At 61.2% G+C, this 14838-nt stretch carries 10 protein-coding genes; 5 read left to right on the forward strand and 5 right to left on the reverse strand.

The features are described 5' to 3' along the window. Positions 1 to 12: 12 nt before the first annotated feature. Entirely contained in the window at positions 13 to 1314 is a 1302-nt protein-coding gene (locus N2A98_RS26820; protein WP_275622835.1) for an autotransporter outer membrane beta-barrel domain-containing protein, read from the forward strand. A gap of 84 nt (positions 1315 to 1398) precedes the next feature. Here the strand turns inward: N2A98_RS26820 and oadA are convergent, their stop codons facing one another. Both oadA and N2A98_RS26830 read right to left on the reverse strand, forming a co-directional pair. Then, a complete protein-coding gene (gene oadA, locus N2A98_RS26825) occupies positions 1399 to 3207 on the reverse strand; it encodes a sodium-extruding oxaloacetate decarboxylase subunit alpha (RefSeq protein WP_275622836.1) in 1809 nt (602 codons plus the stop codon). Between the two features lie 11 nt (positions 3208 to 3218). After that, a complete protein-coding gene (locus N2A98_RS26830; protein ID WP_003195732.1) occupies positions 3219 to 4634 on the reverse strand; it encodes an acetyl-CoA carboxylase biotin carboxylase subunit in 1416 nt (471 codons plus the stop codon). Positions 4635 to 4828: 194 nt separating this feature from the next. Here N2A98_RS26830 and N2A98_RS26835 point away from each other — a divergent pair, with 194 nt between their 5' ends. Then, a complete protein-coding gene (locus tag N2A98_RS26835) occupies positions 4829 to 5803 on the forward strand; it encodes a LysR family transcriptional regulator (RefSeq protein WP_032894431.1) in 975 nt (324 codons plus the stop codon). Here the strand turns inward: N2A98_RS26835 and N2A98_RS26840 are convergent. From N2A98_RS26840 to N2A98_RS26850, 3 genes are all read right to left on the reverse strand, one after another. Further along, positions 5733 to 5930, reverse strand: coding sequence for a hypothetical protein (locus N2A98_RS26840; protein ID WP_073526287.1), 198 nt, complete (start codon positions 5928 to 5930; stop codon positions 5733 to 5735). The two genes, N2A98_RS26835 and N2A98_RS26840, sit on opposite strands and share 71 nt — an antisense overlap. 750 nt (positions 5931 to 6680) lie before the next feature. After that, positions 6681 to 7547 (reverse strand): transcriptional regulator HexR, encoded by an 867-nt coding sequence (gene hexR, locus N2A98_RS26845; RefSeq protein ID WP_003177007.1) that lies wholly within the window; start codon positions 7545 to 7547, stop codon positions 6681 to 6683. A gap of 162 nt (positions 7548 to 7709) precedes the next feature. After that, positions 7710 to 10583: an EAL domain-containing protein gene (locus N2A98_RS26850; RefSeq protein ID WP_078804073.1), complete on the reverse strand. Its 2874-nt coding sequence runs from the start codon at positions 10581 to 10583 to the stop codon at positions 7710 to 7712. Between the two features lie 278 nt (positions 10584 to 10861). Between N2A98_RS26850 and uvrD the strand changes: the two genes are divergently transcribed. From uvrD to N2A98_RS26865, 3 genes are all read left to right on the forward strand, one after another. Continuing rightward, entirely contained in the window at positions 10862 to 13045 is a 2184-nt protein-coding gene (gene uvrD, locus N2A98_RS26855) for a DNA helicase II (protein WP_044270067.1), read from the forward strand. A gap of 284 nt (positions 13046 to 13329) precedes the next feature. Beyond that, the gene (locus N2A98_RS26860; protein ID WP_044270069.1) at positions 13330 to 14196 is read left to right on the forward strand and encodes a Tim44 domain-containing protein; all 867 of its coding nucleotides are present in this window, start codon (positions 13330 to 13332) and stop codon (positions 14194 to 14196) included. Between the two features lie 135 nt (positions 14197 to 14331). Beyond that, a complete protein-coding gene (locus tag N2A98_RS26865) occupies positions 14332 to 14739 on the forward strand; it encodes an SMI1/KNR4 family protein (protein ID WP_044270070.1) in 408 nt (135 codons plus the stop codon). Positions 14740 to 14838 lie beyond the last annotated feature (99 nt).

Genomic DNA, 14838 nt, shown 5'->3' on the forward strand with positions numbered 1-14838 from the left:
GGTTGGGAATTCATGCCCTTTACACTTCAAAGAATCGCAATCGTCATCAGCTTGGCAGTGGCCGCAAGTTTTCAGCCAGCCCATGCGCGAGGCGATATTGAATACAAGCCTTACGGCAGCTATCCCTATGACGCCGCCGACTATAGCGGAGTATTTATACCCCAGTTCGAAGCGCCGCCCATTCCACCGCCCTTCGACGGGTTCCTCACTCAGCAGGCCACTTCGCACAACGGCCTGCAAGTCGCCCAGGTGCTGGAGCCGGCAGTGATTCAACTGGTGGCCTCCGGCGAGTTGGACGCGGAAGACCTCAAGGACCTGCAAAAATCGCTCGAACAATTGAGCAAACAACCCGGAGGGATCGGTGCAGCCCTTGAGCAACTGGCCGCCAGCCAAAACGCCAACCTGGCCACCGCAACCCAGGCCACCACCCAGCACCTGAGCCGCCAATTGCTGGCCACTCTGCGCACACTGCCTACTGACGACGACGGCCACTTCTGGGTGCAAGGCCTGGGCAACGGCGGCAGCCTAGACGCACAACACGGTAGCGCCGGCTTGAAACACGATACCCAAGGCCTGTTGCTGGGCGCCGACTGGGCGGTCGACCATGCCTGGCGGGTGGGTGTCATGGGCGCCAAGACCTCTAGCCGCTTGGATGCCCCGCGTTATGCCGCCGACCTGGACAGCTGGCACTTGGGCGGCTACGCCGTGCGCCAGGACGGCCCCTTCGCCCTGCGCCTGGGGGCGATCTACAGCAACCATGCCGGGCAGAACAAACGCAGCGTCAGCCTGCTCAATTACCACGACTCGCTCAAAAGCAAATACAACGCCAGCAGCCAGACCCTGTTCTCCGAACTGGGCTATCAATTGGGCAGCGGTGATTCCACTGTCGAACCCTTCGTCGGCCTCGGCTACCAACGCTATCAGCGCGACCGTTTCAAAGAGAGCGGCGGCGTGACCGCATTGAACGTCGGCCCACAAACCCAGCGAAACCTGAACAGCACCTTTGGCCTGCGCCTGGCAACGCTGTATCGCTTCGACAACAACATGAGCCTCACGCCCCACCTCAGCACGAGCTGGAAACACCTCTACGGCGACGTCAACAGCCAGGTCCGCCAAACCTCGCGCTATGCGCCGGGTCTGATCGACGGTTACACCATCACCGGCACCGCCCTGGACCGCGATAGCTTTGACTTGCAAGCGGGCCTGGACCTTGCCTTGTCCACCCAACACAGCGTCGGCCTGACCTATACCAGCCAAGCCGGCAACCATGGCCACGACCAAGGCCTGATGGGCCAGTGGAAAATGAGCTTCTAAGCCCGTGAACGCCTGAATTGCAGGCGAAAAAAAAGGGGAGCACCTGCCCCCCCGAGGATTAAACGTTAGTTTCGAAGGCTGTGATCAGCCTTCGATCTCAATCAGGATTTCGCCAGGGTTCACCCGGTCGCCCTTGGCCACATGTACAGCGCTCACCTTGCCGGCAATCGCTGCCTGCACTTCGGTTTCCATCTTCATGGCTTCGGTAATCAGCACGGCCTGGCCGGCCTTGACCACATCGCCGACCTTGACCAGCACATCAACGATATTGCCCGGCATCGCCGTGCTGACATGGCCCGGTTCGGTCGCGTGCTTGCGCTTGCTGCCGCCGCTGCTGACAAACTCGTTGAGCGGTTCGAACACCACTTCTTCCGGCATGCCGTCGATGGACAGGTAGAAGTGGCGCTTGCCTTCGGCCTTCACGCCGACACCGGTGATATCCACGCGGTAGCTTTCGCCGTGCACATCGATAACGAATTCGGTCGGTACGCCTTCGCCGCCAGCACGGGCCACGCCGCCCGCTTCCGGGATCGGCAACAGCACTTCAGGAGCCAAGGTGCCTGCGTCGCGCTCTTCGAGGAACTTGCGCCCGATGTCCGGGAACATGGCGTAGGTCAGCACGTCTTCTTCGGACTTGGCCAGTGCGCCGATTTCGCCGCGCAGCTTGGTCATTTCCGGCTTGAGCAAATCCGCCGGGCGCACGTCGATCAGGTCTTCGCTGCCGATGGCCTGGCGGCGCAGTTTTTCGTTCACCGTGCCCGGCGCCTTGCCGTAACCGCCTTGCAGATAGAGCTTCACTTCGTTGGTGATGGTCTTGTAGCGCTCACCGGCCAGCACGTTGAAGAACGCCTGGGTGCCGACGATCTGCGAGGTCGGCGTTACCAGTGGCGGGAAGCCGAGGTCTTCACGCACTCGTGGAATCTCGGCCAGCACTTCACTCATGCGGTTCAGAGCGCCTTGCTCTTTGAGCTGGTTGGCCAGGTTGGAGATCATCCCGCCCGGCACCTGGTTGACCTGCACACGGGTGTCGACGGCGGTGAATTCGCTTTCGAACTGGTGGTACTTCTTGCGCACGGCGTAGAAGTACAGGCCGATCTCTTGCAGCAGTTCCAGGTCGAGGCCTGTGTCGAACTCGCTGCCTTTAAGGGCAGCGACCATCGACTCGGTGCCCGGATGGCTGGTGCCCCAGGCAAAGCTGGAGATGGCCGTGTCGATATGGTCGGCACCGTTTTCGATGGCCTTGAGTTGGCACATCGCGGCCAGGCCGGCGGTGTCGTGGGAGTGGATAAAGATCGGCAGGTTCTGCTCGGCTTTGAGTGCCTTGACCAGCTCGCCAGTGGCGTAGGGCGTGAGCAGGCCAGCCATGTCCTTGATTGCGATGGAATCGCAGCCCATGGCTTCCAATTGCTTGGCCTGGGCCACGAACGCTTCCACGGTATGCACCGGGCTGGTGGTGTAGGCGATGGTGCCCTGGGCATGCTTGCCAGCGGCCTTGACCGCTTCAATGGCCACGCGCAGGTTACGCACGTCGTTCATTGCATCGAAAATGCGGAACACGTCGATACCGTTGACCGCCGCCTTGGCCACGAAGGCTTTGACCACGTCGTCGCTGTAATGGCGGTAGCCCAGCAGGTTCTGGCCGCGCAGCAGCATTTGCAGGCGTGTGTTAGGCAGCGCGGCGCGCAGTTGGCGCAGGCGCTCCCACGGGTCTTCCTTGAGAAAGCGCACACAGGCGTCGAAGGTCGCGCCGCCCCAGACTTCCAGGGACCAGTAGCCGACTTTGTCGAGCTTGTCGCAGATCGGCAGCATGTCGTCGGTGCGCATGCGGGTGGCCAGCAACGATTGGTGGGCGTCGCGCAGGATGGTGTCGGTTACGAAGATCTTCTTGCTCATTGTTATATTCCTCACAGGCCTGCGTGGGCGGCGATGGCGGCGGCGATGGCCAGGGCCAGCTCTTCGGGTTTGCGCTTGATCGAGTAGTTGGTCAGCTCAGGGTGGCTTTCCACAAAGCTTGTATTGAACTGGCCGCTACGGAATTCCGGGTTGCGCAGGATTTCCTGGTAGTAGGCGGCGGTGGTCTTCACGCCTTGCAGGCGCATGTCGTCCAGGGCACGCAGGCCGCGGTCCATGGCTTCTTCCCAGGTCAACGCCCACACCACCAGTTTCAGGCACATGGAGTCGTAGAACGGCGGGATGGTGTAACCGGTGTAGATCGCCGTGTCGGTACGCACGCCGGGGCCGCCGGGGGCGTAGTAACGGGTGATCTTGCCGAAGCTTGGCAGGAAGTTGTTCTTCGGGTCTTCGGCGTTGATACGAAACTGCAACGCGAAACCCCGGTGCTGGATGTCTTCCTGCTTGACCGACAGCGGCAGGCCGGAGGCGATGCGGATTTGCTCACGAACGATATCGATGCCGGTGATTTCTTCGGTGATGGTGTGTTCCACCTGCACCCGCGTGTTCATCTCCATGAAGTACACCTCGCCCTCGGCGAGCAGGAACTCCACGGTGCCGGCGTTCTCGTAGCCCACAGCCTTGGCCGCGCGCACCGACAGGTCGCCGATGTAGGCGCGCTGTTCCGGGGTGAGTTGTGGGCTAGGGGCGATTTCGATCAGCTTCTGGTTGCGACGCTGGATCGAGCAATCACGCTCGAACAGGTGCACCACGTTGCCAAAGCTGTCACCAAGGATCTGCGCCTCGATGTGCTTGGGATTGACGATGCATTTTTCCAGGAACACTTCCGCCGAACCGAAGGCCTTGGTGGCTTCGGAAATCACGCGGGGGAAGGCTTGCTCGAGTTCTTCGCGACTGTTGCAACGACGAATGCCACGCCCGCCGCCACCGGAGGTGGCCTTGAGCATCACCGGGTAACCGATGCGGTCGCCTTCGGTGAGGGCTTCATGGATGTCGGCGACGTTGCCTTCGGTGCCCGGCGTAACCGGCACACCGGCCTTGATCATGCTGCGGCGCGCTTCGGTCTTGTCGCCCATGCGGCGAATCACTTCGGCCGAAGGGCCAATGAATTTGATGCCGCGTTCGGCACAGATGTCTGCCAACTCGGCGTTTTCCGACAGGAAGCCGTAGCCGGGGTGCAGCGCATCGCAACCGGTTTCCACCGCCAGGTTCACCAGCTTGCGCGGGTTCAAGTAACCGGCCAGTGGCTCGGCACCGATGCTGTGGGCTTCGTCGGCACGCTTGACGTGCAACGCGTGGCGGTCGGCGTCCGAATAAACCGCGACCGAGCGAATGCCCATCTCGGCGCAGGCACGCACGATTCGTACGGCAATTTCACCACGGTTGGCGATCAGGATCTTTTTTATCACTTGGAAATTCCCTTGAGCCGATTTGCGTGCTTCGACCCGTTGCAGCCGGGCCGGTGCGTGACCAAATGTTTCATGACAGTCGCGAGACACACACTATGCGCACAGGAGAATTAACAAAAATCAATAATTATTGGGTTGTGTATAAGTAAAGACTTATAGTTGGCCGGACGACCGGGGAGCTAAGGGCTTATAAAATGCGTAAGTCATTGATGCGTATGACATTGCGTCAATTGCAGATCTTCAATGAAGTGTGTGATTTGCGTTCCTACAGCCGTGCCGCCGAGGAAATGTCCCTCACCCAACCGGCGGTCAGCCTGCAAATTCGTCAGTTGGAAGAGCTGATCGGCCAGCCGCTGTTCGACTATGTTGGCAAAAAGCTCTACATGACCGAGGCTGCCGAAGCCCTGCAACGGGCCAGCCGCGATATTTTCGGGCGCCTGGAAAACCTCGATATGCAGCTATCGGACATGCAGGGGTCACTGCAAGGCCAACTGAAACTGGCGGTGGAATCCAGCGCCAAGTATTTCGTGCCGCACCTGTTCGCCGCCTTCAAGCGCCAGCATCCGGAAGTGCAATTGCAGCTCACGGTGGTCAACCGTGCCCAGGTAATCCGCAGGCTCTCGGACAACCGCGACGACTTGGTGATCATGTCCATGGTGCCCCAGGACATGGGCCTGGAGTTCTTGCCGTTTCTCAACAACCCGATTGTGGCCGTGGCATTGCCGGATCATCCCCTGAGCCTGCAAGGGCCGTTGCGCCTGCAGGACCTGGAGCCTTACACCCTGCTCATCCGCGAACCGGGCTCTGGCACGCGGCTGGCCTGCGAAGAGTACTTCAAGGAAAAACGCGTGCACTTCACCCAGACGGTGGAAGTGGCCTCGGCGGAGGCACAGCGTGAGTGCGTGGCGGCAGGGTTGGGCGTGGCCCTGCTGACGCGCCACGCCTTGAACCTGGAGCTGGCCACCGGCGGGCTCAAGGAGCTGCCGGTAGAAGAACTGCCGCTGTACCGCAGTTGGTGCCTGGTGCAGGCCAAGGCTAAACGCCTGTCACCGGTGGCCCATGCGTTCCTGGGCTTTATTCGCAGCGAACGGGTGCAGATCAGCGCGCTGGCTGAGCGTTTCGCTGGGCAGCCACGGGTGCCTGCCAATGCAGTTCCGGGTAGTCGCTGATGCTCTGGAGCAACTGGCGCTCCTCGCAACGGTCTTCGATGGCGCGACGGAACGCCATGCGGCGCTGGTCTTCCTGCTGACGACGGGTCTTGACGGTGCTGTTGCTGTCTTCGTAGGGCCGGGTCATTTGGAGTCTCCCAATGCGAGTACGGGGAGTACAGGATGGGCGTGGGGGATGACGGTTTGGCGGCGCGGGGGTTACAGGATGATGAATCTTGCGCATATGGCGCAAACCCATGTGGGAGAGGCTTGCCTGCGATAGCCATAGGTATCTACACACTTTGTAGCCTGTAGCAGCCAACGGTAACTACGATGCGAAGCGAGCCGCTCTTGATCTTGATCTGCTTTTGATCTTAGGCGCCCCGTTAAACCACGCTGGCCGTAATTCGCCAGTGATTTGGGGGGTAAACCGGCAGGGATGCCGGTTTAGCCGCCCCGCGCCATGGATGGCGCGTGGCGGCGGCCCCCCAAATCACTGGCGGATTACGGGCACACCGAGCCTAAGCGAGGTGCCGAGTGGTGGGGCAAGAGCGTTTTGCTTACTTTTGCGCTGTTCAAAAGTGAGCCGCCGTCAGGGCGGAACCCTAAGCGGCCGTTACCGCAGCAATGGATATGTACACAATCCCACTGTGTCGCCTGTCAGACCGTCTTCGCAGGCAAGCCAGCTCCCACATTTGGATCGTGGCGTGTCAGTTAGATCAGCGTCGGCTGTCAGTCCGTCACGTGAGCAAGCTCCCTCGCCACAGGTCCAGCGTCACACCAAAGATGTGTAGATACCTATGCTGCGATAGCAGCCTGCCAGTCGCCACCTTATCAACTGACCCACCGCTATCGCAGGCAAGCCAGCTCCCACATTTTGACCAAGTATGGCCTGGGCTTAGTCGTCGAGGGCTTTGACGGATTTTGGCGAGAGGCGAAGGCTACGCAAGCTGCGCTTCACGCTCTTGAGGTGGTTGACCAGGCTCGGGCCACGGGCCATGGCCACGCCCATCGCCAGCACGTCGATCACCACCAGGTGGGCAATGCGTGAGGTCAGCGGCGTGTAGATTTCGGTGTCTTCATGCACGTCGATCGCCAGGTTCACCGTGGACAGCTCCGCCAATGGCGTCTGGCTCGGGCACAGGGTGATCAGCGAAGCGCCGCTCTCACGCACCAGGTTGGCGGTGATCAGCAGGTCTTTGGAGCGACCCGATTGGGAAATGCAGATGGCCACGTCAGTGGGCTTCAAGGTCACCGCCGACATGGCCTGCATGTGCGGGTCGCTGTAGGCCGCGGCGGTCAGCAGCAGGCGGAAGAACTTGTGCTGGGCATCAGCCGCTACCGCGCCGGACGCGCCAAAGCCGTAGAACTCCACGCGCTGGGCCTGGGACATCGCGGTCACGGCCTTTTGCAGCTCCACCGGGTCGAGCTTCTCACGCACTTCCATCAGGGTGTGCAAGGTGGTGTCGAAGATTTTCAAGCTGTAGTCGGCGACGGAGTCGTCTTCATGGATCGCAAACTGGCCGAAGCTGGCACCGGCAGCCAGGCTTTGCGCCAGCTTGAGTTTCAGATCCTGAAACCCGGAGCAACCAATGGCGCGGCAGAAGCGCACGATGGTCGGCTCACTGATGCCCACGCTGTGGGCCAGGTCGGCCATGGAACTGTGCATCACGGCCGCAGGGTCAAGCAGCACATGATCGGCAACCTTGAGTTCCGATTTGCGTAACAGGTGGCGCGACTGGGCGATATGTTGCAACAGGTTCAAAGGGCAGGACTCTTGTTATTGGCAGACGCCAGGGATGTAGCAAGCTTGTAGTTATACTACAAGAATTGTCGTTTTGCCCGTCCGATGCATCACTAAATCGCCCCGCTCCCCCCTGATTCAGCGGGCAGGCGCTATGTAGCCATAAAGGCGGTCTACGCTGCGTTAAGAAAAATCTGCATTTTTGCGTAACAAATCCGCCAGCCCTTCAGCCCGCATGGGCGGGCTGATCAGGTAACCCTGTACCTCGTCACACTGCTCGCCGCGCAGGAAATCCAGCTGCTGCTGATCCTCCACACCTTCGGCCACTACCTTGAGCGCCAACCCGTGCGCCATGGCGATGATCGCACGGGTGATGGCCGCATCCTCGCGTCCCTGGCCAAGCCCGCGAATAAAGGCCTGGTCGATCTTTACGTAGTCCACCGGGATGCGCTTGAGGTAGCTGAGGGATGAGTAACCGGTGCCAAAGTCGTCGATGGCCAGCTTCACCCCCAGGTCGCGCAATTGCTGGAAGGTGGCGATGATGTGTTCAACGCTGTCGAGCAACTGGCTTTCGGTCAGTTCCAGCTCCAGGTACTGCGGGTCCAGTGCGGTTTCTTCCAGCACTTGGCGCACCAGGCTGACCAGCTTGCCCTGGCGCAACTGATGCACCGACAGGTTGACCGACACGCGAATCGGCGCCAGCCCCTGGCGCTGCCATTCGCAGGCCTGCCAGCAGGCCTGGCGCAGCACAAATTCGCCCAACGGCACGATCAAGCCGGTTTCTTCCGCCAAACCGATAAAGTCACCCGGCGGCACCATGCCCCACTGCGGATGCTCCCAGCGGACCAACGCCTCGGCAGCCTTCAGCTTGCCAGTGGCCAGGCACAGCTTGGGTTGGTAGAACACCGTGAGCTGACGCTCGTCGATGGCTTTGCGCAGGTGGTTTTCCAGCTGCAAACGCTCCAGGGTGCTGGCTTGCAGGCTGTCGGTGAAGAACTGGAAATTATTCCCGCCCAAGTGCTTGGCATGCTGCATCGCCATATTCGCTTGGCTGACCAGCGCAGAAATTTCCCGCGCGTTATCCGGCAACAGGCTGACGCCCATCGAGGCGCTGACCACCAGTTCATGCCCCTCCACATTCACCGGCACGCGCAATTTCGCCAGCAGCCGGGTCGCCACCCGCGCCAGGCTCGATAGGTTGCCATAGGCGTCGAACAGCACGGCGAATTCATCCCCGGACAGGCGCGCGATGGTGTCGGCCTCCGGCAGCGCGTTGATCAAGCGCCGCGCCATTTTCTGCAGCAGTTGGTCGGCCACTTCATGGCCCAGGCTGTCATTGAGCAATTTGAAGCGGTCGAGGTTGATATGCAGCAGCGCGAGGCTGCGACCGCCTTGGCGCACGCGCTGGTGAGCTTCGCGCAGCCGTTCGCGAAACAGCGAACGGTTGGCCAGGCCGGTTAACTCGTCGTAGTGAGTGAGGTAGCGCATACGCTCTTCAGACTCGCGCCGCGCCGACAGATCGGCGAAGAACCCTACGATATGACTGACGTTCCCCCGCACATCGCGCACCACGTTCAGCTGTAGCCACTGCGGGTACAGTTCGCCGTTCTTGCGCGTCTCCACCAATTCGCCCTGCCACGTGCCGTGGCTGAGCAATGCCTGGCGGATCAGCGGGAAGTGCCGCCGCGCATCGCGACTGCAGGGCAGTTCCACGACGTTGCGGCCAAGCATGTCGTCGATGTCAAAACCGGTGACGCGGCTGAACGCCTGGTTCACGGCGATCAACGCATAGTTCGGGTCGAGGATCACAATGCCTTCGCTGGCCGCCTCGAACACCGTCGAGGCCAGGCGCTGCTGCTCTTCCACCGCCTTGGCGGCACTGATGTCACGGCGCGTGCCGAGCATACGGATGACTCGGCCACTGGGCGTGCGCTCCACGGCGCGCCCGCGGTCTTGGATCCACACCCAATGCCCGTCGCCATGACGTATCCGGTATTCCACCTGATAGTCCTCGCTGCGGCCTTTGAGATGCTCGACCAGCGCGTGCTTGAGCAAGGGCAGATCGTCGGGGTGCAGGCGCGGTTTGAGGTGGCTGAGCATCGCCGTGACGTATTCGGGCTCCAGGCCAAACAACTCTTTGAGTTGTGTGTGGTGGACCTCGTCGGTTTGCAGGTTCCAGTCCCACAGGCCCAGTTCACTGGCTTGCAGGGCCATGGCCAGACGCGCTTCGCTTTTACTCAAGGCGAGGCTGGCAGCATCCAATTGCTGGCTGCGTTGCGCCACACGGTCTTGCAGGCCGACCTGGGCTTCACGCAAGTCCTGCTCCACCTCGCGGCGCTGCTCGACTTCGCGCACCAGCTCCAGATTCAACTGCTCACTGCGTTGCTGCGCCTGCTGTAGATGCTCGATCAGGGCCTGGTTCTGGAAACGGCGCAACAGCCCGCGCTGGATCAGGCGGTTGACCTGCCACGCGACCAGGCTCAGGGACGCCAGCAGGATCAGGCCGAGTACGCCCCAGCCTTGTTGCTGCGGGGTGCCATCCCAGAACAGGTAGACGATGGCCGGCACCAGGCACGGCAAGGCAAACGACAGGTAGGCCCACAGGCTCACGGCATAGGCCACGCTGGCCGACAAGGTGGCGGCGCCAATCAGGCCAAACACCCAGGCCTGATGCATGAAGCTGTCCGTGGGCACCCAGGCAATGGCCGCAACGGAGAGGGTCAGGCCACTGACCGCCGAGCCGAGCATGAACATACGCCGCCACACGGGCTGGGCCTGCCGGCTGGGCATGGCCGAGTCAAAGGCCGCCACTTGGATCACGCGCATCGCCACCAGGGCGAGCAGCCAGAGCAGCCAGACGCTGTCCAGCAGGTACTGATCGGGGTTCCACAGCAACCAGGCGCAGACCAGGCCATTGACCAGCATCAGCAGCGTAGGCAGCAACGAGCCTTGATAGAGCAGGCGCGTGCGCTCAACCGCGATTTCGGTTGCATAGTGTTTACGGATGACCTGTGCGGGGGCCGGCGAAGGGCCAAACAGGTCGGTGCTAAGGGTCATAGGCGGTGTTCTTATAATGGTGAGCCCGAAACGTCGACGGAGCATACACAAGCAAGCGCCCGGGCCAAACTGCTACAAGTCATAAAAAACCTGTTGCGATTGGCCGCAAACCTTTGGCCCAGACCGCTTGGGCAAGACGCGGCACGGGCTGCGGCCGATGACCAACCGGTCATCACTCCCGCCAGAATGCTCGCCCCGGCGCTAACGTGCAGGCGTTTTGCATCGACCATCCGGCATTGGGATTTGCCCAGGCCCCCCAAGGCCCATAGAATGCGTCGATGCGCGATGATCTCTCTCTTTTGCTGAACTCCCTCAACGATGCCCAACGCCAGGCCGTAGCGGCCCCCGTTGGCCGTCAGTTGGTCCTGGCCGGTGCTGGCTCCGGTAAAACCCGAGTGCTGGTGCACCGTATCGCCTGGTTGATCCAGGTCGAAAACGCGTCCCCGCATTCCATCCTGTCGGTGACCTTCACCAACAAGGCCGCTGCCGAGATGCGTCATCGCATCGAGCAGTTGATGGGCATCAGCCCGGCCGGCATGTGGGTGGGCACGTTCCACGGCCTGGCGCACCGCCTGTTGCGGGCGCATTGGCAGGAAGCGGGGCTGAGCCAGACCTTCCAGATTCTCGACAGCGACGACCAGCAACGCCTGGTCAAGCGCGTGATCCGCGAGCTGGGCCTAGACGAACAACGCTGGCCGGCGCGCCAGGCGCAGTGGTTTATCAACGGCCAGAAAGACGAAGGCCTGCGCCCGCAACATATCCAGGCCAGCGGCGACCTGTTCCTGGCCACCATGCGCAGCATTTATGAAGCCTATGAAGCGGCCTGCGTGCGCGCCGGCGTCATCGACTTCTCCGAACTGCTGTTGCGTGCCCTCGACCTGTGGCGCGACAACCCCGGTTTGCTGGCTCATTACCAGAAACGCTTCCGCCACATTCTGGTGGACGAGTTCCAGGACACCAACGCCGTGCAGTACGCCTGGTTGCGCCTGCTGGCCAAGGGCGGCGACAGCCTGATGGTGGTGGGCGATGACGACCAGTCGATCTACGGCTGGCGCGGCGCGAAAATCGAGAACATCTACCAGTATTCCGAAGACTTCCCGGACGCGGTGACCATCCGCCTGGAGCAGAATTACCGCTCCACCGCCGGGATCCTCAAGGCGGCCAACGCCTTGATCGCCAACAACACCGGGCGCCTGGGCAAAGAGCTGTGGACCGACGGCGGCGAAGGCGAAGCGATCAACCTGTACGCGGCGTTCAATGAGCACGATGAAGCGCGCTACGTGGTGGAAACCATCGAAAGCGCACTGAAAACCGGCCTGGCCCGTAGCGATATCGCGATCCTGTACCGTTCCAACGCCCAATCGCGGGTGCTGGAGGAAGCCTTGCTGCGCGAGCGCATCCCGTACCGCATCTACGGCGGCCAGCGCTTCTTTGAACGTGCCGAAATCAAGAACGCCATGGCCTACCTGCGCTTGCTTGAAGGCCGGGGTAACGATGCGGCGCTGGAGCGGGTGATCAATATCCCGGCGCGTGGCATTGGCGAGAAAACCGTCGAAGCGATCCGCGACCATGCGCGCCATGCCGATGTGTCGATGTGGGAAGCCATGCGCTTGCTGATCGCCAACAAAGGCCTGACTGGCCGTGCTGCCGGGGCGTTGGGGGTGTTCGTCGAGCTGATCGAGAACCTGGCGGCCAAGTGCGCAGAGATGCCGCTGCACCTGATGACTCAGACTGTCATCGAGCAGTCCGGGCTGATCGCCTATCACGAAGCGGAAAAAGGCGAGAAAGGCCAGGCTCGGGTAGAAAACCTTGAGGAGCTGGTCAGCGCCGCCCGTGCGTTCGAAAACACCGATGACGACGAAGAGCTGACGCCGCTCGCCGCCTTCCTGGGCCACGCCTCGCTGGAAGCCGGCGATACCCAGGCCGATGAGCATGAAGACAGCATCCAGCTGATGACCTTGCACAGCGCCAAGGGCCTGGAATTCCCTTACGTGTTCTTGGTGGGCATGGAAGAAGGCCTGTTCCCTCACAAGATGAGCCTGGAAGAACCTGGCCGTCTTGAAGAAGAACGCCGCCTGGCCTACGTGGGCATTACCCGGGCGATGCAGAACCTGGTGATGACCTACGCCGAGACCCGACGTCTGTACGGCAGCGAAACCTACAATAAGGTGTCGCGCTTCGTACGTGAGGTGCCAAAGGGCCTGATCCAGGAAGTTCGCTTGTCCAACAGCGTCAGCCGCCCGTTCGGCGGTGGCCAGCAACAGAACTCCAGCAGCATGTTTGCCGGCTCCGAAATACCGGAAACCCCGTTCAGCCTGGGCCAGCAGGTCAAACATGCGATCTTCGGCGAAGGCGTGATCCTCAACTTCGAAGGCGCCGGCGCCCAGGCCCGGGTGCAGGTGAACTTCGCCGAGGGCAGCAAGTGGCTGATGATGGGTTACGCCAAGCTCGAAGCGGTCTGAACCCCACTCCTGTAGGAGCGAGCTTGCTCGCGAAGAACGCCCAGACAATGCGTTCATCCAGAATGCCCGCGTAATCGTTGACGATTTTCGCGAGCAAGCTCGCTCCTACAGGAAGATACGGCTGCGCCCTTGTATTTCACGCGTGTGGGCCAATATCTGTAATTAGTCCTACAGACCCTTCGGATTTGATCTTACGCAAAAGCCCGAAACATTATGCCGCTAGCCACTGCCACGACACCTGTGCAACATGGCGCGCGTGCAATCCACAAATGGGAATTCCCTATATGAAACGTTTTCTTAGCATCGCCATGGCGTTGTGCATCGGCCTGACGATGAGCCTCGACGCCAACGCCAAACGCTTCGGTGGCGGCAAAAGCTCGGGCGCGGCACCGACTCACCAGACCAGCCAAATGGCTCCATCCGCCGGTGCGGGCGGTGCTGCGGCGACTGCAGGCGCAGCCGGTGCCGCTGGCGCTGCTGCCAAGGCCGGCGGTGCTTCGCGCTGGCTGGGCCCACTGGCTGGCATCGCCGCCGGTGGCCTGCTGGCGTCCATGTTCATGGGCGACGGCTTCCAGGGCATGCAGATCTTCGACATCCTGATCATGGGCGTCATCGCCTTTTTGGTCTTCCGCTTTATCGCCGCCCGTCGCCGCAAGCAGCAGGAGCACCTGGCTCCAGCCGGCGCGCCGATGCAGCGTGAAGCGTTCGAGCAAAAGCCTGCCATGGGTTCGATCTTCGGTGGTTCGCCAGCCCCTGCCGCCCGTCCGGTGATCAACGCACCGGCCTGGTTCAACGAAGAGCGTTTCGTCGAAGCGGCCCGCAGCCACTTCCAGTCCCTGCAACAGCACTGGGACGCCAACGAAATGGACAAGATCTCCGAGTTCGTGACCCCGCAGCTGCTGGAGTTCCTCAAGCGCGAACGTGCCGAAATCGGTGACGGGTTCCAGTCGACCTACATCGACGACCTGCGCGTACAGCTCGACGGCGTGGATGATCGCGCCGACAAGACCATCGCCACCCTGACCTTCAGCGGTGTGTCGAAGTCCTCGCGTTTCGACCAGGGCGAAGTGTTCAGCGAAAGCTGGAACATGGAACGCGCCCAGGGCGACGACCAGCCATGGCTGGTCGCCGGTATCCGCCAGAACGGCTAATACCTGCGCGGTTGAGCAAGCGGTAACAAAAACCCCGGACATGTCCGGGGTTTTCTATTTCACGGTTGCACTTATAGCGAGCTACTGTATAAAACGCCCCTATAAACCGCGCCATCTAGCAAGAGGATCCCGGCCGTGGAAGAAATCATCGAACAACTGCGTGAAGCCAACGAACCGGTCCCGGTTCCTTTGGAGCTACCTGACGAAGACCAACTGGTGGAAGTTGAAGAACAGCTGTTCATCAATATTCCGTTCGTCTTCAAGGAATTCCTGCTGACCGTCAGTGATGTGGTGTACGGCAGCTTGGAGCCAGTGACCATTACCGACCCAGGCTCCCATACCTACCTGCCTGAAGTGGCTGCAAACGCCTGGGACTTTGGTGTACCCCGTGAGCTGATCCCAATCTGCCAAGACGGTGACGACTACTACTGCGTCGAAGAAGACGGCACCGTGGTGCTGTGGTCTGGCGAAGAAGAAATCGTCACCGAAGAATCCTGGGAATCGGTGTGGCACTGGGCCCGGGACGTCTGGCTGGAAAGCTGAGTCCCTTGTAGGAGCCGAGCTTGCTCGCGAGAAACCTGAGGGCGCCGCTGGGTGTCAGGTTTGCCGCGTTATCGTTAACGTTCTTCGCGAGCAAGCTCG

Source organism: Pseudomonas sp. FJ2-5-13 (assembly GCF_029201605.1).
GTDB classification, from domain to species: domain Bacteria; phylum Pseudomonadota; class Gammaproteobacteria; order Pseudomonadales; family Pseudomonadaceae; genus Aquipseudomonas; species Aquipseudomonas lactis.

What these genes read in the sequence shown, in the direction of transcription:
- N2A98_RS26860 (WP_044270069.1), top strand. Translation starts at nt 13,330, where the DNA reads ATGAAACGTTTTCTTAGCATCGCCATGGCGTTGTGCATCGGCCTGACG.
- N2A98_RS26835 (WP_032894431.1), top strand. Translation starts at nt 4,829, where the DNA reads ATGCGTAAGTCATTGATGCGTATGACATTGCGTCAATTGCAGATCTTC.
- oadA (WP_275622836.1), bottom strand. Translation starts at nt 3,207, where the DNA reads ATGAGCAAGAAGATCTTCGTAACCGACACCATCCTGCGCGACGCCCAC.
- uvrD (WP_044270067.1), top strand. Translation starts at nt 10,862, where the DNA reads ATGCGCGATGATCTCTCTCTTTTGCTGAACTCCCTCAACGATGCCCAA.
- N2A98_RS26820 (WP_275622835.1), top strand. Translation starts at nt 13, where the DNA reads ATGCCCTTTACACTTCAAAGAATCGCAATCGTCATCAGCTTGGCAGTG.
- N2A98_RS26850 (WP_078804073.1), bottom strand. Translation starts at nt 10,583, where the DNA reads ATGACCCTTAGCACCGACCTGTTTGGCCCTTCGCCGGCCCCCGCACAG.
- N2A98_RS26840 (WP_073526287.1), bottom strand. Translation starts at nt 5,930, where the DNA reads ATGACCCGGCCCTACGAAGACAGCAACAGCACCGTCAAGACCCGTCGT.